The sequence below is a fragment of the Phreatobacter sp. GW821-FHT04C01 genome, assembly GCF_059420385.1.
In genome coordinates, this window is record NZ_JBWKTP010000001.1 from 111,031 (window position 1) to 132,713 (window position 21,683).

The window sequence follows — 21,683 nt, forward strand, 5'->3', positions numbered from 1 at the left end:
TCGACGTCACCCCCGGCCAAGCGTAGCGAGGGGAAGGAGGTCCAGGGCTTGCAGGGCCTCTCCTCCGACGTGGCGAAATCGCCTAAACACATGCGCTGAGGGGCCGGTGAAGTGGCCCCTGGACCGCCTTCCCTCGCCTCCGCAGAAGCCAAGGGCTTCTGCTCTGGCTCGCCGGGGGTGACGTCCTGCACTCGGGTAACGCGTTGTGCGAATCGGATAGCTCCCCAATCCCAAGCTGCAAGCGGAGTGAACCTCGAGGGATCATCGAGCGATGCGCCGCTGGCCGGCGCTTCCGTTAAAGACCACGATCACCCGACATGGAAATCGCCAGGCCGGCGAGGCGCCAGCCCCGCCTCGCCCTTTCAGCCCAGCCTCAGGCTCGGCTGAACAGCCCGCTCAGCTTCTTGCGCAGGATCGCGAACAGCAGGGCGATCACGTTCAGTTCGCTCGGCCCGGCCGGCGCCACCGGAGCGGCCGGCCTTTCGATCGCCGGGCCGGGTGCGGCGGAACGCTCGGTCGCCGCCGGCGGTGCGGCCGCCGCACTGGCGGCATTCAGCTGCTGCTCCAGATTGGCCGCAAAGGCCTTGCAGATCTGGTCGGCGACCGCATCGACAATGCCGCCGCGGGCGAATTGCGCGAGCGAGCCGGACAAGGTGTAGTCGACCAGCACCGACACCGTCGTGCCGGCGCCGTCGGCGGTCGGTTCGAGCCCGTAGCGAACGTCGCCCTTGGCCCGCGAGCCGTGGCTCTTGGCGGTTCCGGTGCCGACAATGGTGCCGGTATAGGTCGCCTCATCCGCGGTGATATCCATCTCGCCGTCGAAATCGGCCTTGACCGGACCGAGCTTGACGGTCATCCGGCCCTTGGCCTGCTGGGGCGAGGTCAGCTCGGTCAGCGAGGCGCCGGGCAGGCATTGCACGACCTTCGGCAGGTCCTGGAACTGCGCCCAGACGACCGGGCGCGGATGACGGACGGTGAAGACCTGTTTGATCTGCGGCATGGGTCTCTCTCGGATCGTGGGCCGGCGGGCAAGCCCGGCCCCGCCACGGCGGGCGGAGCCGGGCCGGTCGGTTGGTCAGTCCTCGGCGCCGCACCAGTCGTGAATGCAGAGCGCCATGACCTTGATCGCGGTCATGTAGTCCTCGATCGAGACGTATTCGTCATTGGCATGCATGACCGCGGTCGAGCCGGGGCCGAAGATCACGGTCGGCGTCGCGGCATATTCGTTGAGGAAACGCGTGTCGGCCGCGCCCTGCCGGCCGCTGATTTCCGGAACGCGACCGGTCAGCTCGGTGAAGGTCTTCGACACCAGGTCGACGATCGGGTGGTCGCGCGGGATCTCGGAGGCCTGGGCGTCATAGCCGACGAAACGGACGACAGGGGGATGGTGCTTCATCCATTCGTCGCCCGCCGCGAGCGCGGCGATCTTGTCGACCAGGCTCTGCTTGACGCCTTCGTGGTCCTCGCCCGGCACGGTGCCGATGCTGCCTTTGAGCAGCGCGGTCGCCGGGAAGGCGCTCGGATAATTGCCGGCCTGGAAACTGCCGATCATGCAGGGCAGCGAATCCAGGGCATTGGGATAAAGCGGATGTTTCACCGTCGCGACGCGGTGGTCCTCCAGTTCCTGCACCGCCTGGACGATCTTGTTGCCGAGCGCGATGCCGCTGATGCCTTCGTACCGCTTCTGGATGCCCGCGGGTTTGCCTTCGACGCTGATCTCGAACCAGATGCGGCCAATGCAGGCCGGCTGGACGGCGAGGTCGCTGGTCTCGCCGGAAATGCCGGCATCGGCCTTGTAGCCGCGGATCACGGTGTCGAGCGTGCCGTGGCCGCTGACCTCCTCGTCGATGACGACGTTGATATAGACGTCGCCTTTCAGCGTGACGCCGGCCTCCTTGAGGAATTCGACGGCCAGGATGTGGCTGGCGACGCCGCTCTTCATGTCGCAGGAACCGCGGCCATAGATGCGGCCGTCCCTGATCGCGGCCGACCAGGGATTGTCGCTCCAGCCCTCGCCATTGCCCACGGGAATCACGTCGGTATGGCCGTTGAGCAGCAGCGAACGGCCGCCGCCGCTGCCCTTGCGGGTGCCGACAATATTGGGGCGGCCTTCGTAGCCGCGGTCGACCGGGCGGTAGCCGGGGTGCTTCTTCAGCTCCTCCCAGTCGGTCTCCCAGATGTCGACCTCCAGGCCGAGGCCTTTCATATAGTCCGCGACGAAGGCCTGGATCGCCGCCTCGTCGCCGGTGACGCTGGGAATGGTCACCATCTTCTGCAGGAAGGCGATGGCCTTGTCCCGGTTCCTGTCGATCGTATCGAGAACGGCCTGGCGGCTTCCACGGCTCATGATGAGGCTCCAGAGTCTTGCGTCGGCGCGATGACGGCATCGCGGGAGAGGCCGGAACGGCCCCCGGCCTTGCTTGGCCAGCCGAACCCATCCTGTTCGGCCGGCGGGAACGAGATCGGACAGGCGCTGCCGCCCGGCAGGAACAGGATGTCGGCACGGACGTTCCGGCAGCCCCACGACGTCAGCCGTGCTGGCTCACTCCGGCGCGATCATTTGGACAACCCAGATCCCCACCGCGGGAATTCGCTTCAGATCCGAAGACGAACTGGTCATAATGCGAAAGCGTCATTCTTGTCTACAATCTTTTTATGATTGCATGCAAGATGGAGATCACCTAGGTTTAGCCGGTCGGTACAATCCGCGCTGTCCCGCGGCCAGCCGTGGCGCGCCAGCGGAGCGTTGCCCGGCCGCCGGCCGTCGCCCGCCGGCATCGCTTGTGAGGGAGCCGCCATGAGGCCGTCTTCGTTCGACTATCACCGGGCCGAGAGCCTGGGCCACGCGCTGGAGCTGCTCGCCCGCTTCGGCGAGGACGGACGTCCGGTGGCCGGCGGCCAGAGCCTGGTGCCGATGATGAACCTCAGGCTGGCGCGCCCCGCCCACCTCGTCGACATCAATGCGCTGCCGCTGGACCGGATCGAATTCGATGGCGGGATCATGCGCATCGGCGCCCTGGTGCGGCATGAGCGCTATTTCGGCGAGCCCCGGATCAAGGCCCATTTCCCGGCTTTCCTCGACGCGGTGCACTGGATCGGCCACCCGACCATCCGACGCCATGGCTCGATCGGCGGCAGCATTTCCCATGCCGATCCGACCGCCGAGCTGCCGGCGGTGGCCTTGCTCTATGACGCCATCATCGTCGCCAGTTCGCAGGCCGGCGAACGCCGGATCGCGGCGGCCGATTTCTTCCACAGCGCCTATGTCACGGCGCTCGAACCCGGCGAAATGGTCACATCAGTGGAGTTCGAGATCCCGCCCCCGGCCTCCGCCGGCAGCTTCATCGAGCTCGGCGAGCGGCGCGGCGATTTCGCCACGGCCTCGGTTGGCGTCAGCATCACATTCGAGCGCGGCACGATCACCAAGGCGGCCATTGTCTGCTGCGGCGCCGACCTCGTGCCGGTCCGGGCACGGTCGATCGAGGCCTTTCTCGCGGGGCAGCCGCTGAACGCGCCCGAGGCGACGGAAGCCGGCCGGCGGTTCGCTGCCGAGGTCGATCCCTCGGGCGATCACATTGCCGGCGCCGCCTACAAGAAGGCGCTGATCGGCGAGCTGACGCGGCGCGCCATCGAGACCGCCTGCCACAGAGCATTGGGGAACTGATGAGCGACATCACTCTCGAGGTCAACGGCACCAGGAAGGCCCTTTCGGTAGAGCCGCGCCGCCTGCTCGCCGATGTCCTGCGCCAGGACTTCAACCTTTCAGGCGTCCATATCGGCTGCGCGCATGGCGCCTGCGGCTGCTGCACCGTGCATGTCGACGGCGTGCCGCGCCTGTCCTGCCTGACCTTTGCCGTGCAATGCGAAGGCCGGTCGATCGCAACGGTGGAAAGCGTCGGCGGCCCGACCGCCGCGCATGCGCTGCAGCAGGCCTTCAAGAGCGAGCACGGACTGCAATGCGGCTATTGCACGCCCGGCTTCATCATGACGCTGATCCCCTTCGTCGCGGCCATGGCGGCCGAGCGGCGGATGCCCGATGACGATGAGATCCGCGAGGCGATGAGCGGCAATATCTGCCGCTGCACCGGCTACCAGGGCATTGTTGCCGCTGTCCGCAGGGCGATTTCCGACCAGCTGGAGGGCGCCGGGTCATGACGACGAAACAGGCCGACCGCCCCAAATATATCGGCGCGCGCGTGCAGCGCTTCGAGGATATCCGCCTCCTGTCGGGCGAGGCGCGCTATATCGACGATATCCGCCGGCCGAACATGCTGCACCTGTCGCTGCTGCGCGCGCAGATCGCGCATGCCCGGATCATCGGCATCGACAGTTCGGCGCTCGCCGATATCGGTTTTCCGACCCAGGTCTTCACCGGCGAGGATACCAAGGGCCTGGCGATCAAGGCCCATCAGGACTATCCGGAGATGCAATATTCCGAGCAGCCGATCCTGGCCGAGGGCCGGATGCGCTTCGTCGGCGAACCGGTCGTCGCGGTGCTCGCCGACGATCCCTATCTCGCCGAGGACGCGACCGAGCAGGTGCTGATCGACTATGAGGCCCTGCCTGTCATCGGCACCATGGAGCAGGCGCGCGATCCGTCGCTGCCGACCTTGTTCGACGGCTGGAAGCACAATGTCTTCGTCGAACGGCAAATGAAGGGCGGCGACCTCGACAAGGCGCGGGCCGAGGCCGCCCATGTCATCCGGCGCACTTATAGCAACCAGCGCCAGGCCGGCGTGCCCATGGAAGGGCGTGGCGTGGTCGCCGAATATAATCCCGCCGACCGGGTGCTGACGGTGTGGTCGTCGACCCAGATCCCCCATCTGGTACGCACCTATCTGTCGGAAACGCTCGACTGGCCGGAATCGCGGCTGCGCGTCATCGCCCCCGATGTCGGCGGCGGTTTCGGCGTCAAGGGCCAGGTCTTCGTCGAGGAAGTGCTGGTGGCCTGGCTGGCGCTGAAGACGGGGCGGCCGGTCAAGTGGATCGAGGATCGCCGCGAGCACCTGATGGCCAGCATCCACGCCCGCGACCACGTCCATATCCTGGAGGCCTATGTCTCGGCCGAGGGCAAGCTGCTCGGCCTGAAGGCCGATATCACCGTCGATAACGGCGCCTATTCGACCTTCCCCTTCACCGCCGCCGGCGATCCCGGCATGGCCGGCAAGGTCATGCCCGGCCCCTATGATTTCCAAGCCTATGAGGCGACCTTCCGGGCGGTGGCGACCAATAAGTGCCCGATCGGCACCTATCGTGGCGTCGCGCGGCCCTCCGCGGTGTTTTCGCAGGAGCGGCTGATGGACGACATTGCCGGCGAGCTCGGCCTCGATCCGATCGCCTTCCGGCTGAACAACATCATTCGCACCTTCCCCTACAAGAATGCGCTCGGCTTCCACTATGACGAAGGCTCCTATGCCCAGTCGCTGGAGCAGATGAGGGATCTCATCGCCGCCGACCGGGCCGAAGCCGAGGCGTCGAAAAGCTCGACCACCAAGCGCGTCGGCGTCGGCATTGCCTGTTTCATCGAGCAGACCGCCCATGGCACGCCGGATTTCATTCGCCGGCGGGTGCCGATCGAAACCGGCTATATCGCCGCCCGCGTCGAGATGGCGCCGGATGGCGAGGTGACCATCGATCTCGGCCTGCAGAGCCATGGCCAGGGTCATGAGACCGTGATGGCGCAGGTCGCGGCGGACGCGCTCGGCATCGCCCCGCAGAATGTCTATGTCCGCCACGGCGATACGCTGACGACGCCCTATTCGGTCGGCACCTGGGGCAGCCGCGGCGCGCCGCTCGGCGGCGGTGCCGTGCACAAGGCCGCGACCGAGCTCGCCGACAAGCTCAAGGCGATCGCCGCCCATCTGCTGCAGGCCGAGCCGGGCACCATCAGGCTGCGCAACGGCAAGGCCCATGTCGGCGACGACGAGGGCCGCTTCATCGAGATCCGCAAGCTGGCACGCATCGCGCTGCGCAATGTCGACCAGATGCCGCAAGGCATGGGGCCCGGCCTGGAAGCCGTCTGCAGCCTGGACGGCCCGGCCGACGGCACCTATTCCAACGCGGTGCATGCCGCAGTCGTCGAAATCGACGTGCCGACCGGCAAGATGAAACTGCGCCGCTTTGTGGTGGTCGAGGATTGCGGCACGATCCTCAATCCGATGATCGCCGACGGCCAGGTGCGCGGCGGCGTGGTGCAGGGCATCGGCTCGGCCATGCTCGAGCATTTCGTCTACGACGCCGAATGCCAGCCGCTGACCACCAGCTTCGCCGATTACCTGATGCCGCTCGCACCCGAGATCCCCACGATCGAGGTCCACCACATCGAGACGCCGACGCCGCTGACGCCCTTGGGCGCCAAGGGCCTGGGCGAGGGCGGCGCCATCGGCCCGGCCGCGGCGATCGCCAACGCGGTGTCGAACGCGCTCGATGTCAGCGTCACCTCGACCCCGCTGAATGCCAATGCCATCTGGAAACTATCGGCCGGGCTGCGCGGCGAGAGCTGAGCGAGGCCGGCGTCGGTGCGAGGCTTCAAGGTCCTTTCAATACAAAAGCGGCGGCCCTTCGGCCGCCGCTTTTGTTGATGCCGGCGTCTTGCGCATAATCGACTAAAAAGAAGCATCCTGCACAAAGCGAAGCCGTCCTTCGAGGCTCGAAGGACGACTTCGCTTTGTGCAATACTTCAGTTCGACCGATCACGCTTCAATTTTATATCCAGACGACTTCAAGCCGAGCCGGCACTGAAATCGTCGATCAGCCGGTCCCAGACCGGCACCATGTCCATCAACCCGTCCCAGAACGCCTGATGCCGGCGACGATCGAAATCCTCGAGCGAAACGCCCTGCTGCTCGACCCAGGTGTAATAACCGAGGTTGAAGATGCGCTCGCGTTCCGGACGGGTCAGCTCGATCAGCGCATCCGGGGCAATGCCCAGGAGGTGCTGGCCGAACACCTCGGCCGCCGCCAGCGCGTCGAAGCGACCAGCGAATGCGGTGTCGATGGTCCGCCCGAGCTGCGAGCCATACATGGCCGCGCCATCGGTCGCGACGGTGAGAACCGCGTCATCAGAGCCGAGGCCCTGATATCTGGCGAGCTTGATCGCCGCCGCGATATTGGCAATGGCCGACAGGCCGAGATGGGCGAGTTCATCGATCAGATCGGCCGAGATGCCCTTGCGCTCGCGCAGGTAGCTGCGGCCGGCCTCGCTGTTGAACAGCACCAGCAGGCTGTCCGGCGTACGCTCGGATATGCCGATGACGTAATCGGTGTTGAAGACATTGTGGATCAGCGGCACGTGCTTGTCGCCAATGCCCTGGATATTGTGCTCGCCATAACCGTTGCGCAGCAAGGTCGGGCATTCGGTTGCCTCGACCACGGCAATGTCCAACCCGAGGCGCGCCTTCAGGTGGTCGCCGGCGGCCAGCGTGCCGCCCGAGCCCGAGGCGCAGACAAAGGCGCGCGCCTCGAGCCTGTCTTCGCCCTTCACGGCCCGGAACATGGCCTCGAGCGCCGGCCCGGTGACGGCCCGGTGGACGATATAGTTCCCGAACTCGCTGAACTGGTTGAGAATGACATTCTCGGGGTCCTGCGCCAGCAGGTGGCAGGTATCGTAGATTTCCTTGAGATTGCTCTCGCTGCCCGGCGTCCGCACGATGTCGGCGGGATCGGTGGTCCATTTTTCCAGCCAGCTGAACCGCTCCCGGCTCATGCCTTCGGGCAGGACGGCGACGCTGCGGCATTGCAGGATGCGCGAAATGGCAACCCCGCCCCGACAATAATTGCCGGTCGACGGCCAGACCGCGCGCTGCCTTTCCAGGTCGAACTGGCCGGTGACCAGCCGCGGCACCAGGCAACCATAGGCCGCCAGCACCTTGTGGGCCGCGATCATCGGGAAGCGGTCGCCGGTCGCGACGATGATCTTGGCCTGAACCCCGGTGAGTTCGGTGGGCAGGACGATGTGACCGGGGACCGCCGACTGTCGCCGGCGATCGGGGCCGTTATACCAATGGACCCGATAGAGATTGAGCGGATCGGGCGCGTCCGGGTCGACAGCCTCGAGCGCCGCGAGGATGGCGCTGCCAATAAGCTTGGGCTCGGCGAGCTCCGAGAGCTTGGGCAAGCGGATGCCGGCTTGCCTGAAGCGCGCCAGCGTGCGGGCGTGGATCTCCCGGTCGGTCACCACAGTGCTGAAAAGATCGCTCACGGTCTCACTCCCCGTTCGTCCCAGGTGTCAGGTCGCCTGATGCAGCGCGGCCGGAGCGGCACGCGCAAAGCCTCGCCGTCCAGCGGCGAGGCCGGTCCGTGTTTTCCCAAAGTCTCGAATGCGATCGGTGGCAGCGGAACGCTTGTCCGCCCGGCCCGGCGCTAGGCGCCGTTCTCGGCCTCCAGCGCCAGGACGACGTCGGCCGCCGAACCAGCGAGCAGGTCGACATGCTCGCGCATCAGCCGGTGCGCCGCCTCTTCGTCGCCGGCCTCGATGGCCTCGACGATCTTCTCGTGCTCCGTGATGGACTTCTGCATGCGCCGGGGCTGGAAGGTGATGTGCCGCCGGTAGACATTGACCCGGTTGCGCAGCTTGCGGGTTTCCGAATTGAGGAACTCGTTATGCGCGCCTTTCGAAATCACCTCGTGAAAGGTGTTGTTGGCGGCGAAGAAGCCGTCGCGATCGACCTTCTGGGCCAATGCCGCGCATTCGTCGTGCCAGCGGCGCATCTCGGCCACCTCGTCCGGCGACATGCGGCGGGCGCAAAGCCGCGCCGACAGGCCTTCCAGCTCGGCCACGACCTGGAACATCTCGATCAATTCGCTGGTGGTCAGCCGCCGGACCGTGGCGCCCTGGTTCTTGCGGATCTCGACCAGGCCGCTCGACGCGAGATGGCGCAGCGCCTCGCGCACCGGCGTGCGCGACACCTCGAACCGCCGGGCCAGCGACTGCTCGTCAAGGCGATCGCCGGGTTTGAGCGTGCTGCTCAGGATGTCGTCTTCGAGAATCCTGATCAGGCTGTCGGATGACAGCTTCGCTTCATTCTCAGCTTCAAACGCTGCAGTCACGGCAGACTCCGATTCGAGACCAGCGACACATAATCATGCAGGTGTCGGACTGCACGTGTCTCGCCGGCGGTCCCCGTTCGACCAGGGACGATTCACTGCTTCACGGTGATCACCAGACAGGCGCTCTCCTCCGTGCCCTGGTTGACCGTATAATGCGGATCGCCCGGCTCAAACAGTACGGCCTGCCCCTCGGTCAAGGTAAACTTCTCGCTGCCGGTGTCGAAGGTCATTTGCCCCTTCACGACATAAAAGACCTGCGACCAGTCGTCGTGGTGATGCAGCTCGCCGCCGGCGCCATGCGGCGCCTTGGACAGCTGCACCGAGAAATTGCTGCCGGCGAAGGGCACGATGTCGAGCACATTCAGCCCACCGAAATGGTTGGGTGGCGTCACGCCGGTCGCGGCGCCGTTTTTCCAGATGTTCATGGTGATTTTCCCACGGGATTTTGGGGCAGGGCGGCTTTCAGGAGATATAGGCCATGTAAGGGCTGATGACGCTGCGCACCGGCACCTGGATGATCGCCGGCTTCTTGCTGGCGATGGCATCGCTGACGGCCGCCTTGACCGCCTCGGTGTCGCGGCAGAAATAGCCGCCGCAGCCGAGCCCCTGGGCGACCTTGGCCCAGTCGCGCCGCGGCAGGTCCATCTCGTAGGTCTCGCCGAAGCTCTGCTGCTGCGGCAGCGAGATCGCGCCCCATTTCTCGTCGTCGAGCACGACGATGATGAAGGCGCGGCCGTAGCGCTCCGCCGTGTCGAGTTCGGTGACATGGAAGCCGACGCCGCCATCGCCGACGAACACGATCACCGGCGATTGCGGATCGGCGAAATTGGCGCCGGCGCCGTAAGGCACCTCGGCGCCGAGCGTGCCGGACTGGCCGGCCCTGAGATAGCGGCCGGGCGCCGAGATGCGCAGCCGGGCATCGGCCCAGAAGTCGATATTGCCGTGCGACGACACGAAGATCGTCTCGGCGGGCGCCGCCGCGCTCACCGCGTCGATGGCGGCGACCGGGTGCAGGCCGTCATTGGCATCCTCGCCGCGCTGGGCCTGCCATTCCCTGCTCCAGTCACCGATGACCGAGGAGACCCAGGACTGGTCGGCCGCCATGGCCGGCAGGCCGGCCATGAGGTCGAAGAAGGCGGCGGGCGAGGCCGCGACCGCGACATCGGCGCGCCGGTTGCGATGCAGGAGCTCCGGGTCGGAACAGACCTGGATGACCTTGGCGCCGGGGCCGACGCTGTCGCCGAATTCCAGATCGAATTCGAAGTGATGGCCGACCAGCATGATGCAATCGGCCTCGGCGAGCGCCCGGCGCAGCGCGCCGTTGCAGGCGGTATAGCCGGGCCCGGCGAAGCGCGGATGGGTCTCGTCGACGACGCCGCGCGCCAGCCTGAGCGTCGAGAACGGCAGGCCGTGCCTGTCGACCACGGCCTGGATCCGGTCGGAGCGATCCCAGAAGGTTTCGTCGCCGAGCAGCAGCAGCGGACGCTTCGCGGCGCGGCAGGCCGCGCCGATGGCGTCCGCGGCCGCCGCCGAAACGCCGGGCCGGCCGGGCATGGGCGGCGCTCCGGCGGCGACCTCGCGCAGCGGCGTGGTCACCGGGCTCGACAGGATGTCGGTGGGAACTTCCAGGAAGACCGGGCCGGGACGCCCCGCCCACATCTTGCGCCAGGCGATGTCGAGATATTCGGCCAGGCGATTGGCGTCGGTGCAGCGCGCCGCCCATTTGGTGACGCCCTTCAGCACCGGCAGCACGTCATAGGACATGCCGGCGCCGCGCTCGGCCGTCTTGGTGCCGGACTGCGCGCCGATGATGATCATCGGGGTTCCCGCCAGCATCGAGACCAGCGCCGGCGTCACCGCATTGGTGACGCCGGGCCCGAGGGTGACCACCGCCGCGCCGGCCTTGCCGGTGACGCGCGAGAAGGACTCGGCCATGAAACAGGCGGCGGCCTCGTGCCGGGCATGGATCAGCGGCAGGCCCTGATGCGCGCAGGCCCGGTAGATCGCATTGATCGGCCCACCCGAAACGGAAAAGACATTCGCCACACCGGCCGCCTTGAGCCAGGCGATGATGGCGGCGCCGCCGTCGATTTGCTGTGCCATGTCCGGATCCACTTGTCGTTCGAGGTCAGTAGGCGCGCGACTTGCCGCCATCGAGGGCGATCGCGGTGCCGGTGATGAAACCGGCGCGCTCGGAGGCGAGCGTCGCGACGACGGCGCCGAAATCTCGTGGGTCGCCGAACTTGCCGACCGGCACCTCCTCCAGCCACAAGGCCTCGGCCGCCGCGCGGCTGAGCCCCTCGCGATCCATGCTGGCGCGGATGAGATCTTCCATGCGATCGGTGGCGAAAGGCCCGGGGCACAGGCAATTGACCATGATGCCTTCATGGGCGAATTCGATCGACAGCGACTTGGCGAGGCCGACCACGGCGAGCCGCAGCGAATCCGACAGCACCATGTTGGGCTGAACCACCTTCACGCCGACAGTGGTGACGAAGATGATGCGGCCCCAGCCGCCCGCCTGCATCTTCGGCAGCACCGCGTGAGACAGTTCGACCAGCGGCAGCAGGGTTTCGTTGAGCGCCGTTTCCCAGCCAGCGCGCGGCACGCTGAGGAACGGGCCGGAGGCCGGGCCGCCGGTATTGCCGACAAAGATGTCGAGGCCGCCGAAGGTCGCCGCCACCTCGTCGACGGCGGCACGAAGCGTGTCGGGACGCGACAGATCCATCGCCACCGCGATGGCTTCGGGAGCGCCCGCCGCACGCAGCTCGTCGAGCAGCCCGTTCATCGCCGCGATGCTGCGCCCGGCGACCGCCACACGCACGCCCTCGGCCGCCAAAGCCAGCGCCGAGGCGCGCCCGAGGCCTCGCGACGCGGCGGTCACCAACGCTCTCTTCCCGTTCAGACCGAGGTCCATGGACGCCCCACTATGCAAATCAAGCTGTGCCAGGACGGGTAACAGTCGGCACACACAATGTCAAATGATGTAGACAATAATCTGATGGTTGTATACATCACTGCTGGTCATTGTGCCGGATCCAACGCGCCAACGTGCCGCCCGGCGCCTATCGTCTTGTCCAGGGAGATTGTCGTGACCGACCGCCCGCTCTTCATTCCCAGCATTTACGGCCGTCAGGTTCTCACCGAAGGATCGGACGGCATCGGCCAGAGCACCGACCCTGCGACCGGCGCGGTCATCGCCGAATTTGCCCGCGCCGGGGCGCGCGAGGTCGACCTGGCAGTGGCCGCCGCCCGCGACGCCTTCGACAATGGGCCCTGGCGCAAGATGCGCCCCTTCGAGCGCGGCCGCGTGCTGCAGCGCATTGGCGAGCTGATCCTCGGCAAGCGCGGCGCGATCGCCCGACTGGAGAGCGCCGACAGCGGCAAGCCGCTGCGCGATGCCTATTGGGAGGTCGACTGCTCGGCGCGCTTCTTCGAATTCTACGGCGGCGCCGTCGACAAGCTGCATGGCAGCTCGATCCCGCTCGGGCCGGACTGGTCGGACTGGACCGTCAAGGACGCCATCGGCGTCAGCCTGCACATCATTCCCTGGAACTATCCGTTCCAGCTGATCGCGCGCGGCGTGGCGCCGGCTTTGGCCGCCGGCTGCGCCGTCATCATCAAGCCTTCGGCGGAGACGCCGGTCACGGCCTATGAATTCATGAAAATCTGCCAGGAGGCCGGCCTGCCCGACGGCCTGGTCAACCTGGTCAACGGCCGCGGTTCGCTCGCCGGCGACCTGCTGGCGCGCCACCCCGGCGTCGATCAGATCACCTTCACCGGCTCGGTCGAGACCGGCCAGCGGGTGCTGGTCGCCGCGGCTTCCCACGCCATTCCCTGCAATATGGAACTCGGCGGCAAGTCTCCGCAGATCCTGTTCGCCGATGCCGATCTCGATCGGTCCCTGCCGATCATCGCCGGCGGCTTCCTGACCCATTGCGGCCAGGTCTGCAACGCCGGCACGCGGCTGCTGGTCCACCGCTCGATCCACGACAAGGTGGTCGAGCGCCTGCACGGAAAGATCCAGGCCATGACGCTCGGCGCCGGCATCGACGATCCCGACATGGGCCCGTTGATCAGCAAGGGCCATCAGAGCGATGTCGAGCGCTATTTCGACGTCGCACGCCAGGAAGGGGAATTGCTGCTGGGGGCTGAAACACCGACCGCCGCGGGACTTGCCAAGGGAGCCTTCGTGCGTCCCGCCCTGGTGATCGGCGCCAGCAACCAGGCCCGCGTCGCGCGCGAGGAGATCTTCGGCCCGGTGCTGACCGTCATCCCCTTCGACACGGCCGAGGAGGCGGTGCGGATCGCCAATGATTCCCCCTTCGGCCTGGTCGCCGGCATCCACACCACCCATGTCGGCACCGCGCTCAGCGTCGGCGAGAAGCTGCGCGCCGGCCAGATCTGGATCAACGCCTTCGGCATCGGCCTCGACGTCGAATTCCCGTTCGGCGGCTACAAGCTCTCCGGTTTCGGCCGCGAGAAGGGCATCGAGGCGCTGAGCGCCTATCAGCAGACCAAGAATATCTGCATCCATCACCCGATGCCGGCCAACTGATCGGGGCGAAGAGCCGCGGGTGTTGCCGCGGCATCCCCGGCGAAATCGCCATGCGGGGCTTCTGTCCGGCCGTCAGGCCGGGCATTGGCGCCGTGGCGGTCGACGCCTCACGATCATCTTCCGCCGGTCGCGCGGCGATACGGTTGCTCGCGTCGCGGTCTCGGCGCAGCGCGGGCGATGGTCACGACGTGATCCGGCGCGGATGCGTGAAGACCTCGAAACCGTCGGCGCGCGCGATCGCCGCGAGGGTGATGCCCGCCGCGTCCGCCATGCGAACCGCCAGCGCGGTCGGCGCCGACACCGACACCATCACCGACGCCCCGATGGCAGCGGTTTTCTGGACCATCTCGACGGAGATCCGGCTGGTCAGAAGCACCATTCCATCGCTCGCCGCGACCGCGTAGCGCGCAAGGCCGCCGGCGAGCTTGTCGAGCGCATTGTGGCGGCCGACATCCTCGCGCAAGGCAACGATGCCCTGTGCCGGATTCCAAAAGGCAGCGGCGTGCACCGCGCGGGTCTCGATGTTGATCGCCTGCCGCGGGCCGATCTCGCGCATGGCATCCATGACGTCCTGCTGCGCGAAGATCGGCCCGGGAGCCACGGCAGCGACAGGCCGCAACGCCTCACCGAGGGAATCGATGCCGCAGAGACCGCATCCGGTCGGCCCGGCGAGGTGGCGGCGGCGGGCCGCGAGCGTCCCGGCCTGGGCCGAGGCCAGCCACATTCTGAGCTCGATGCCGCCGTCCAGCATCACGACATCGACCGTCTCGATATTCTCCGCCGCGGCGACAATGCCCTCGGTCAGGCTGAAGCCGATCGCAAAATCCCGCAGATCCCGCGGTGTCGCCATCATCACGGCATAGGTGCCGCCATCATAGGTCAGCGCGATCGCGGTCTCCTCCGGAATCGCGCGCCAGCCGCGGCTGAGGCCGGCCTGGTGCCGGATCTGGCGATGAACCGCCTGGATCGGCTCCGGCATCCGCGGCTCCTGCTCGTGCGGCGTCATGATGCCGGTTCGCGGCGGCGGCTGGTCGAACCGGGCGCGATCGGGCGGGCCGCGGCGATGGACCGGGTTCATCACAGCACCGCCATATGGACGCAGAAGGCCGCGGCAACGAATGCCAGTGCGCCCGAGAGGAACATCTCGATGCGCGGGCCGCCGGCGGCGCGGGTCTCCGGCCGATCGATGTCGCGAGCGTTCCTGAGAAAGCGGATGCCGCCCAGAAGCGTGATCGCGACACCGATGACCGTCATGGCCAATCCATCGTAGCGGCCGAACGATGCGACGAGCGCGGAGAGGGGCCCATGCGCCGCAGCCGGCCCGGAGACCGGCAGTTCGGCGGCCAGAAGGTTCAGCTTCTCGACGAACAGGCCGAACGCCATGGCCGACAGGCCGGTTCGCAGCCAGGCCAGAAAGGTGCGTTCGTTGGCGGAGTGATCAGCGAAATTGGCAATCATCGTGCCTTGCCCGAACATGATGGGTTCGGAGGCAGCATCGTGATGCCGCAGCGGCGATCAATTAAAAACCTGTTCATTTTTCTGAACACGAATTTAGACAATGAAGCAGACCGTGACGGAACATTGCCGCGATTGCTCGAGACGACCTTCGGATTTCTTGAGAACTCCCGTCCGGAGCGGCGCGCTCGCCCGCTTGAATTCCACGGCCCTCGCGTCGGCGGCAAGTCTAAAACGCTATTTAATGGTGTGACTGATCCGGCAGTCCTAACTTTGCCGACACAGCCCGCCGCCCTTCCCCCGAGGCGTCCTGGGGCTGCCGATCGGACGGCGCACGTCGCGCCTTGCGGCCCCTCCCTGAGCGAGGCCGGCGGGTGCCGTCCAGCTCCTCAAGGAGACGGATTCATTGCAACTGTGGCCACGTGAACAATATGACAATAGCTTCGCGCGACGGATCTGAGATCCTCCGGACACGAGCCCAGCGGCATGACCGAGCTTTGGCGATCGTGGCAATGGGGAAGGCGTTGATGACAAAGGTCCTGCTGATCGAAGATGACGGCGAGACCGCGGAAGAGATCGCAGCCGAGCTCGTTCATCGCGGTTTCGAAGTCGAATGGGCCGCGACCGGTATCGAGGGTCTCGACAAGGCGCGCAGCTGTCGACCCGACGCGATGATCGTCGATCGGATGTTGCCGGGAATGGACGGCCTCACGATCATCGAGGCGCTCAGGCAGGAGCAGGTGCGCACGCCCGTGCTGGTGCTGAGCGCGCTTGGCGCGGTCGACGAGCGGGTGCGCGGATTGCGCATGGGGGGCGACGACTATCTCACCAAACCGTTCGCGATCGTCGAGATGGTGGCGCGGGTCGAGGCACTGCTGCGGCGGCCGGTCGAGACGCGCGAGACGACGCTGCGGGTGGGGCCGCTCGAACTCGACCTCATCGAGCGGACGGCCAGGCGCGGCGAACGGCCGATCGACCTGCTGCCGCGCGAGTTCCGCCTGCTCGAATATATGATGCAACGCAACGATCAGCTGCTGACGCGCGCGATGCTGCTCGAAGAGGTCTGGAACTACAAATTCGTTCCGGCGACAAATCTCGTCGACGTGCATATGGGCCGGCTGCGTCACAAGGTCGATGCGCCGGGTGACGCCCCGATGATCCAGAACGTTCGCGGTGCCGGGTTTATTCTCCGTGACCCTTCCTGACTTCGTCCGCACGACGACCTTCCGCTGGGCCGCCATCGCCTTCGCCTGCTGCACCCTGCTGTTCGCGGCCTTCGTCTATCTGGCGGCGGCTCGATACATGCTCGGAAAAATCGATGCGGCGATCACCGAAGAGAGCGTCGCCATCGCCAGCGATCCACCCGAGCGCCGGTTGCATGCCATCGATGACCGCCTGAGCCACGATCCGCGCCGCATCAAGCTCGCCGGATTGTTCAGCGCGGACGGCGATCGGATCGCCGGCAATCTGGCGAGCCTGCCGGCAGGGCTCGGCGTTGACGGGTCGGTTCAAACGGCCGCGATCATCCGGGTCGACCAGCGCGGCCGCCAGGAGATGACGGCCCGCGCCATTGCCCGCGGCTTGCCCGACGGCAAGGTCCTCGTCATCGCGCGCAGCATCGACGAGCTCGATGAACTGGCCGAAGTCATCGCCAAGGCCCTGTTGCTGGGGCTGCCGGTGGCCGGTGCCCTGGGCCTGGCGATCGGCATGATGCTGAGCATTCGCGTCCAGAAGCGCGTCGACGAACTCAACGTGCTGGTCCGCCGCATCGTCGCCGGCGATTTGCGGCAACGCTTGTCCATGCGTGGCCTGGAACACCCGTTCGACAAGCTCGCGGCCATCGCCAACGGCATGTTGGACGAGATCGAGACCCTGCTGCATCAGATCGCCGGCGTCGGCAACGAGATCGCCCACGATCTGCGCACCCCCCTCACCCGCGTGCGGCTGAGCCTCGAGCGCGGCCGGGCCAATGCCAGGACGCCCGATGAATGGCAGACCGTCGCGGATCGGGCGATCACCGGCCTCGACCAGACGCTGACCATCATTACCGCGCTGCTGCGCATCGCCGAAATCGAACATGGCCGGCGCCTCGCCGATTTCGGTGACGTCGCCCTTGCCGGTCTCGTCCGTGAGGTCGCCGATCTCTACGAACCCGTCGCGGAAGACCGGCATATCACGCTGCGTGTCGCCTCGGGCGATGACGCGACGGTGCGAGGCGACCGCGACCTGCTTCTGGAGGCCGTGTCCAACCTGGTCGACAACGCCCTGAAATTCACCCCGGCAGGCGGACAGGTGGAACTCGCCCTGGTCCGTCGTCGCAACGAAGGCGTCGTGCGGATAACCGACACCGGCCCGGGCATCGGAAACCATGAACGGGACGCGGTGATGCGGCGCTTCTACCGTTCGGACAAGAGCCGGAACACGTCGGGCGTCGGCCTTGGGCTGAGCCTGGTCTCGGCCATCGTCAAGCTGCACGGCTTCCAGTTTTCAATCAGTACCGGTCCCGGCTGCATCGCCGAGATCATCTGCGGACTTCCCGTCGCCTGACGACCCGCCGGATCCGGCAGGCTGCCGAAGACGCCTTCGGCGGGTCACCCCTTCCACGGCTCCGGCGCAATCGGCCGGATCAGATCCTCTCTCCCCAACGTCGTCCTGCAGGAAAGGCCGGGCCATGCGGTTCTCCATTCTCGTCTTGATTCTTACGTCAGCGATTAGCTCGGCAGCCCTCGCGCAAGGGGTGGGCGACGCCGGCAGCGGCAATGCCGGCAGCCACGCCGACTATGACTACAGCCATCATTTTCCCGGAGATCTGCCGTTCGGCAGCGATCGCCCATCGCTGAATCATGCGCCGGCGCGGCACCCGCATCGGGCTTCGCACGCGGGGCGCTAGTATCGTTGCACTGTGATTGTGACCGGTTGATTCCGGTGCGACAATTCGTGGCTGCCCGGGACAAGCCCGGGCAAGACGATGTGTTGATCGCGCTGTGTGCAGGGCCACGGCGCGGGTTCTGCGCTCGGCCGATCCAGCACCTGTGCTCCAAGGACAATTCTCGTCGTCCCCGGGCTTGTCCCTGATATCCACGAATTTATCCCTCGCGAAAATCACGCCATCCTAATCACCGTGCAGCAACACCAGCCGGATTTTCCCCGCGGATGACGGCCTCGGACGAGGTTGCGGCGTGATGGTGCCGCAGACAGCGATGCGATCGAAGCTGATCCAGATCCCGGCGGCACCGCGTCAGTCAGCAACCCTGGTTCACAGATTGACATTTCGTAATATCCAGATCGACAGCCAAGAGCTCCGCGCCAATAAATCAACGCGAATTTAATTGCTGTTGCGTGAAGCCAAGGCCATCTTCATTTCATCGCCGCCTTGTTGTTTTGCCTGTCAAAACCACCGACCCTTGATTTGGCTCGGCGGCGGCGGCATCCATGTAAAGGAGACCATCATGATCAAACGAACAGTGATGATCGTGGCAAGTGTCGCGCTTGCCGGGAGCCTGTATGCAACCGCCGCCGAGGCGCGCGCTGGCGGCGGCGGTGGACATATGGGCGGCGGCGGAGCGCAGATGGGAGGCTTCGGCGGAGCGCGCATCGGAGGCTTCGGCGGAGCCCCTGTCGGCTCCGCCGGCCATTACGGCATGAACGGTGCCACGCGCCACACCGTTGGCCATTATGGCGTCAGGGGCGGCTACGGTGGCCGCTATGGTGACGGCTTCTACGACAACGGCCTCGGGTGCCTGAGCGCCCCGTGGTTCAACGCGCCCTATGGCTGGTGGGGCAGTTGCAGCTGAGTGGCGCCCCGATTCCGGAAAGGCCCAAGCGGCCGCCTGGGAGCAATGGCCGGCCGGCCGGCGCACGTCGACAATGGCTGGATGCCGCGCCGGCCGGCATCCGGATCATCTGACGGAACCTCCAGTCACGGCCGCCTCAATTCGAATTGAGTGTCTTAAATCCCAATTTAATAGCCCCCCTCCGCGCCCGCCTTATCGTCTGGTCATTCGCCCTTACCCACTCGCACCGCGTTGATGGCAGGCGTTACTTGAGAAGACTGAGGAGATGACATGCACAGTCATCGCGCCACCACGGACGACCTCGGACCGACCGACATCATCGCCTCGCCGGGCGGACGACAACCAGCCGCCCCCGCGGACGAGGCCGGGGCCCACTATCTCAATGAGATCCGGGGCTTCCCGATGCTGGAACCGGAACAGGAATTCCGGCTCGCCAAACGCTGGCGCGAGCACGGCGATCGCGCCGCCGCCGATCAATTGGTGACCAGCCACTTGCGGCTCGCCGCCAAGCTCGCCATGCGCTACCGCGGTTATGGCCTGCCGGTCTGCGACATCATCGCCGAAGGCAATGTCGGCTTGGTACAGGCGGTCGACCGCTTCGAGCCGGAAAAGGGGTTCCGGTTTGCCACCTACGCGATGTGGTGGATCAGGGCTGCGATACAGGCCTATATCCTGCGCTCGTGGTCTCTGGTCAAAATCGGGCCCAATGCGAGCCAGAAAAAGCTGTTCTTCAAACTGCGTTCGGCGAAGACCAGGATCGCCGCGCTCGAAACCGGCGACATGCGCCCCGACCAGGTCAGGCTGATCGCGACCAGTCTCGGCGTCAGGGAGCGGGAGGTGGTCGACATGAACCGGCGCCTCGGCCGCGACGCCTCGCTGAATACGCTCATTCCCGGCGACGATCAGGCCGGCCAGTGGCAGGACTATCTCGTCGATGAATCGCCGACGCCGGACGTCATTCTCGCCGAACATGAAGAGACCGAATTCCGGCGCGAAGCCTTGGCGCCGGCCATCGGCAGCCTCAACGAACGCGAGCGCCGCATCTTCCTGGCGCGGCACCTCGTCGACAAGCCGCTGAAACTCGGCGAGCTCGCCATCGAATTTGGCCTGTCGCGCGAGCGGGTGCGGCAAATCGAGACGCGCGCCTTCGAAAAGGTGCGTGGCGCGGCCAACCGACAGGTTGCCGATACGAGAACGCCGGCCGCGCTGGACGCCTAGCCATTGCCGTTTCAATGGCGGCTGGCAGACCTGCTGGGCACGCAGAGGCAAAGCCCCGCGTCCCTGTTGCCCCCCGGGTCTCGCACGGCGTATCAACCAGCCGGGCTCAATGTCAGCCCAATGCAAGGTTCGGAGGCAGCCCAGACCGGCAGCGCGCTTCCGCCAGGATCCGTGCTGCGGGGCATGTGATGGATCTCCCTGAATTCGCGCGCTCGACCACGTTCCGCCTCACCCTTGCGGTCGCCGGGGTCTTCGCGGCCTTCATCCTCGTGCTGTTCGGCTATATCTACACGCGCCTGGACGGCTATCTGATCACGCGATCCGACGGCGTGCTCGTTTCGCAAATGGGCGTCCTGGTCGAACTGCCCCCGGAACGACGGCTGGAAGCGATTGCCGAGCGGGTGAAGCAGGATCCCCGAAGGGTGCAGATCGTCGGGCTATTCGGCCGCGATAGCCAGCGGATCGCCGGCAACCTGGCGCGCCAGCCGCCGGATCTCAGGATCGACGCTTCGGTGCAGGACACGACTGTCGTCAGAACCGACGCCGCTGGCGGCGAGCAGCAGGTCGTCCGCGCGGTCGCGCGGGTTCTGCCCGGCGGCGAGGTGCTGGTGATCGGGCGAAATGTCGATGAAGCCGGGGAAATCGCCGGCGTCGTCGGTCAGGCACTCGCACTCGGCCTGCTGCCGGCGCTCGGCCTTTGCCTCCTGGTCGGGGCGCTGTTGAGCCTTCACGCCGAGCGCCGCGTCAAGGAGGTCAACCAGCGGGTTCAGCGCATCATCGCCGGCAATCTGTCCGAAAGGCTGCCGCACCAGCCGATCGCCGACCCGTTCTCCAAGCTGGCTGCGATCGTCAACGGCATGCTCAGCGAAATGGAGACCATGATCGGCGCGCTGGCCGGGGTCGGCAATGACATCGCCCACGACCTGCGCACGCCGCTCACCCGTGCGCGGCTGATCCTCGAGCGTGGCCGCGCCGATGCGACGACGCTCGCGCAGCTGCAGGCCGCCGTGGACAAGGCGATCGGCGGCATCGACCAGTCCCTGACCATCGTCACCGCCCTGTTGCGGCTCGCCGAAATCGAGAACAACCGGCGGACCGCCGGCTTCGGCAAGACCTCGCTGGCGGAACTCGCGAGAGAGGTCGGCGATCTCTACGAGCCGATCGCCGAAGATAAATCCGTGGCGCTGCATGTCCACGCCCCCTTCGAACTCTCGGTCCGAGGCGACCGTGATCTGCTGATCGAGGCGCTGGCAAATCTGGTCGACAATGCCTTGAAGTTCACGCCGCAGGGCGGGCGGGTGGAGATCGCCCTGATCCGCGAAGCAAATGAAACCGTGCTGCGGGTGAAAGATACTGGCCCGGGCATCGGCGAACAGGAGCGTGATGCCGTGCTGAGACGCTTCTATCGTTCCGACAAGCTGAGGCACACGCCCGGCATCGGGCTGGGGCTCAACCTCGTGGCGGCGATCGTCAAGTTGCACGGTTTCCGGTTCACGATCATTCCCGGCCCCGGTTGCGTGGTCGAGATCGGCTGTCCGCACGACCTCCAGAGCTGAACATCGCGGTTGTAACGAGACACCGGCCGGCGCGACCGCGACGTCTTCCGGTCG

At 66.3% G+C, this 21,683-nt stretch carries 19 protein-coding genes; 10 read left to right on the forward strand and 9 right to left on the reverse strand.

The features are described from left to right. Positions 1-373: 373 nt before the first annotated feature. Positions 374-1,000, reverse strand: coding sequence for an SRPBCC family protein (locus tag AC07WJ_RS00570; RefSeq protein ID WP_494932582.1), 627 nt, complete (start codon positions 998-1,000; stop codon positions 374-376). A 75-nt stretch (positions 1,001-1,075) separates the two neighbouring features. Continuing rightward, positions 1,076-2,347 (reverse strand): ArgE/DapE family deacylase, encoded by a 1,272-nt coding sequence (locus tag AC07WJ_RS00575; protein WP_494932583.1) that lies wholly within the window; start codon positions 2,345-2,347, stop codon positions 1,076-1,078. 450 nt (positions 2,348-2,797) lie between these two features. Here AC07WJ_RS00575 and AC07WJ_RS00580 point away from each other — a divergent pair, with 450 nt between their 5' ends. From AC07WJ_RS00580 to AC07WJ_RS00590, 3 genes are read left to right on the forward strand one after another with little or no spacing between them, the layout of a single operon-like run. Further along, complete coding sequence (locus AC07WJ_RS00580; protein ID WP_494932584.1) at positions 2,798-3,664, forward strand: FAD binding domain-containing protein; 867 nt, start codon at positions 2,798-2,800, stop codon at positions 3,662-3,664. Continuing rightward, complete coding sequence (locus AC07WJ_RS00585; protein ID WP_494932585.1) at positions 3,664-4,155, forward strand: (2Fe-2S)-binding protein; 492 nt, start codon at positions 3,664-3,666, stop codon at positions 4,153-4,155. The genes AC07WJ_RS00580 and AC07WJ_RS00585 overlap by 1 nt, the downstream gene beginning before the upstream one ends. Continuing rightward, on the forward strand, positions 4,152-6,503 hold the full coding sequence (locus tag AC07WJ_RS00590) for a xanthine dehydrogenase family protein molybdopterin-binding subunit (protein WP_494932586.1): 2,352 nt from the start codon (positions 4,152-4,154) through the stop codon (positions 6,501-6,503). Before AC07WJ_RS00585 ends, AC07WJ_RS00590 begins: the two co-directional genes overlap by 4 nt. Positions 6,504-6,721: 218 nt before the next feature. Here the strand turns inward: AC07WJ_RS00590 and AC07WJ_RS00595 are convergent, their stop codons facing one another. The 5 genes from AC07WJ_RS00595 to AC07WJ_RS00615 all read right to left on the reverse strand — a co-directional run bounded on the left by AC07WJ_RS00595 (position 6,722) and on the right by AC07WJ_RS00615 (position 11,932). Further along, the gene (locus AC07WJ_RS00595; RefSeq protein ID WP_494932587.1) at positions 6,722-8,200 is read right to left on the reverse strand and encodes a pyridoxal-phosphate dependent enzyme; all 1,479 of its coding nucleotides are present in this window, start codon (positions 8,198-8,200) and stop codon (positions 6,722-6,724) included. A gap of 161 nt (positions 8,201-8,361) precedes the next feature. Further along, positions 8,362-9,048 (reverse strand): GntR family transcriptional regulator, encoded by a 687-nt coding sequence (locus tag AC07WJ_RS00600; RefSeq protein WP_494932588.1) that lies wholly within the window; start codon positions 9,046-9,048, stop codon positions 8,362-8,364. Positions 9,049-9,140: 92 nt separating this feature from the next. Beyond that, positions 9,141-9,473, reverse strand: coding sequence for a cupin domain-containing protein (locus AC07WJ_RS00605; protein WP_494932589.1), 333 nt, complete (start codon positions 9,471-9,473; stop codon positions 9,141-9,143). 37 nt (positions 9,474-9,510) lie between these two features. After that, the gene (locus AC07WJ_RS00610) at positions 9,511-11,151 is read right to left on the reverse strand and encodes a thiamine pyrophosphate-binding protein (protein WP_494932590.1); all 1,641 of its coding nucleotides are present in this window, start codon (positions 11,149-11,151) and stop codon (positions 9,511-9,513) included. A gap of 25 nt (positions 11,152-11,176) precedes the next feature. Beyond that, positions 11,177-11,932, reverse strand: coding sequence for an SDR family oxidoreductase (locus tag AC07WJ_RS00615; protein WP_494932591.1), 756 nt, complete (start codon positions 11,930-11,932; stop codon positions 11,177-11,179). Positions 11,933-12,139: 207 nt separating this feature from the next. On the opposite strand from AC07WJ_RS00615, the gene AC07WJ_RS00620 reads away from it, so the two are divergent. After that, positions 12,140-13,606: an aldehyde dehydrogenase family protein gene (locus AC07WJ_RS00620; RefSeq protein ID WP_494932592.1), complete on the forward strand. Its 1,467-nt coding sequence runs from the start codon at positions 12,140-12,142 to the stop codon at positions 13,604-13,606. Positions 13,607-13,787: 181 nt separating this feature from the next. On the opposite strand, the gene fdhD is transcribed toward AC07WJ_RS00620, so the two are convergent. Both fdhD and AC07WJ_RS00630 read right to left on the reverse strand, forming a co-directional pair. After that, a complete protein-coding gene (fdhD, locus tag AC07WJ_RS00625; RefSeq protein ID WP_494932593.1) occupies positions 13,788-14,585 on the reverse strand; it encodes a formate dehydrogenase accessory sulfurtransferase FdhD in 798 nt (265 codons plus the stop codon). 98 nt (positions 14,586-14,683) lie between these two features. Continuing rightward, positions 14,684-15,064 carry a YidH family protein gene (locus AC07WJ_RS00630; RefSeq protein ID WP_494932594.1) on the reverse strand — a complete coding sequence of 127 codons (381 nt, stop codon included), beginning with the start codon at positions 15,062-15,064 and terminating at the stop codon, positions 14,684-14,686. A gap of 524 nt (positions 15,065-15,588) precedes the next feature. Here AC07WJ_RS00630 and AC07WJ_RS00635 point away from each other — a divergent pair. The 6 genes from AC07WJ_RS00635 (at position 15,589) to AC07WJ_RS00660 (ending at position 21,629) form a co-directional block, all read left to right on the forward strand. Further along, complete coding sequence (locus tag AC07WJ_RS00635) at positions 15,589-16,266, forward strand: response regulator transcription factor (RefSeq protein WP_494932595.1); 678 nt, start codon at positions 15,589-15,591, stop codon at positions 16,264-16,266. After that, entirely contained in the window at positions 16,253-17,608 is a 1,356-nt protein-coding gene (locus AC07WJ_RS00640; RefSeq protein ID WP_494932596.1) for a sensor histidine kinase, read from the forward strand. Before AC07WJ_RS00635 ends, AC07WJ_RS00640 begins: the two co-directional genes overlap by 14 nt. Before the next feature lie 124 nt (positions 17,609-17,732). Beyond that, positions 17,733-17,951 (forward strand): hypothetical protein, encoded by a 219-nt coding sequence (locus AC07WJ_RS00645; RefSeq protein ID WP_494932597.1) that lies wholly within the window; start codon positions 17,733-17,735, stop codon positions 17,949-17,951. A gap of 439 nt (positions 17,952-18,390) precedes the next feature. After that, entirely contained in the window at positions 18,391-18,855 is a 465-nt protein-coding gene (locus tag AC07WJ_RS00650) for a hypothetical protein (protein WP_494932598.1), read from the forward strand. A 270-nt stretch (positions 18,856-19,125) separates the two neighbouring features. Then, positions 19,126-20,073, forward strand: a complete 948-nt coding sequence (gene rpoH / locus AC07WJ_RS00655; protein ID WP_494932599.1) for an RNA polymerase sigma factor RpoH — start codon at positions 19,126-19,128, stop codon at positions 20,071-20,073. Between the two features lie 188 nt (positions 20,074-20,261). Next, positions 20,262-21,629, forward strand: coding sequence for a sensor histidine kinase (locus AC07WJ_RS00660; RefSeq protein WP_494932600.1), 1,368 nt, complete (start codon positions 20,262-20,264; stop codon positions 21,627-21,629). Positions 21,630-21,683 lie beyond the last annotated feature (54 nt).

Excerpts from the sequence above, each read along its gene's own strand:
- AC07WJ_RS00635 (WP_494932595.1), top strand. The coding sequence starts at position 15,589 with ATGACAAAGGTCCTGCTGATCGAAGATGACGGCGAGACCGCGGAAGAG.
- AC07WJ_RS00575 (WP_494932583.1), bottom strand. The coding sequence starts at position 2,347 with ATGAGCCGTGGAAGCCGCCAGGCCGTTCTCGATACGATCGACAGGAAC.
- AC07WJ_RS00585 (WP_494932585.1), top strand. The coding sequence starts at position 3,664 with ATGAGCGACATCACTCTCGAGGTCAACGGCACCAGGAAGGCCCTTTCG.
- AC07WJ_RS00630 (WP_494932594.1), bottom strand. The coding sequence starts at position 15,064 with ATGATTGCCAATTTCGCTGATCACTCCGCCAACGAACGCACCTTTCTG.
- AC07WJ_RS00610 (WP_494932590.1), bottom strand. The coding sequence starts at position 11,151 with ATGGCACAGCAAATCGACGGCGGCGCCGCCATCATCGCCTGGCTCAAG.
- rpoH (WP_494932599.1), top strand. The coding sequence starts at position 19,126 with ATGCACAGTCATCGCGCCACCACGGACGACCTCGGACCGACCGACATC.
- AC07WJ_RS00590 (WP_494932586.1), top strand. The coding sequence starts at position 4,152 with ATGACGACGAAACAGGCCGACCGCCCCAAATATATCGGCGCGCGCGTG.
- AC07WJ_RS00660 (WP_494932600.1), top strand. The coding sequence starts at position 20,262 with ATGGATCTCCCTGAATTCGCGCGCTCGACCACGTTCCGCCTCACCCTT.
- fdhD (WP_494932593.1), bottom strand. The coding sequence starts at position 14,585 with ATGCCGGAGCCGATCCAGGCGGTTCATCGCCAGATCCGGCACCAGGCC.
- AC07WJ_RS00605 (WP_494932589.1), bottom strand. The coding sequence starts at position 9,473 with ATGAACATCTGGAAAAACGGCGCCGCGACCGGCGTGACGCCACCCAAC.
- AC07WJ_RS00580 (WP_494932584.1), top strand. The coding sequence starts at position 2,798 with ATGAGGCCGTCTTCGTTCGACTATCACCGGGCCGAGAGCCTGGGCCAC.
- AC07WJ_RS00645 (WP_494932597.1), top strand. The coding sequence starts at position 17,733 with ATGCGGTTCTCCATTCTCGTCTTGATTCTTACGTCAGCGATTAGCTCG.
- AC07WJ_RS00570 (WP_494932582.1), bottom strand. The coding sequence starts at position 1,000 with ATGCCGCAGATCAAACAGGTCTTCACCGTCCGTCATCCGCGCCCGGTC.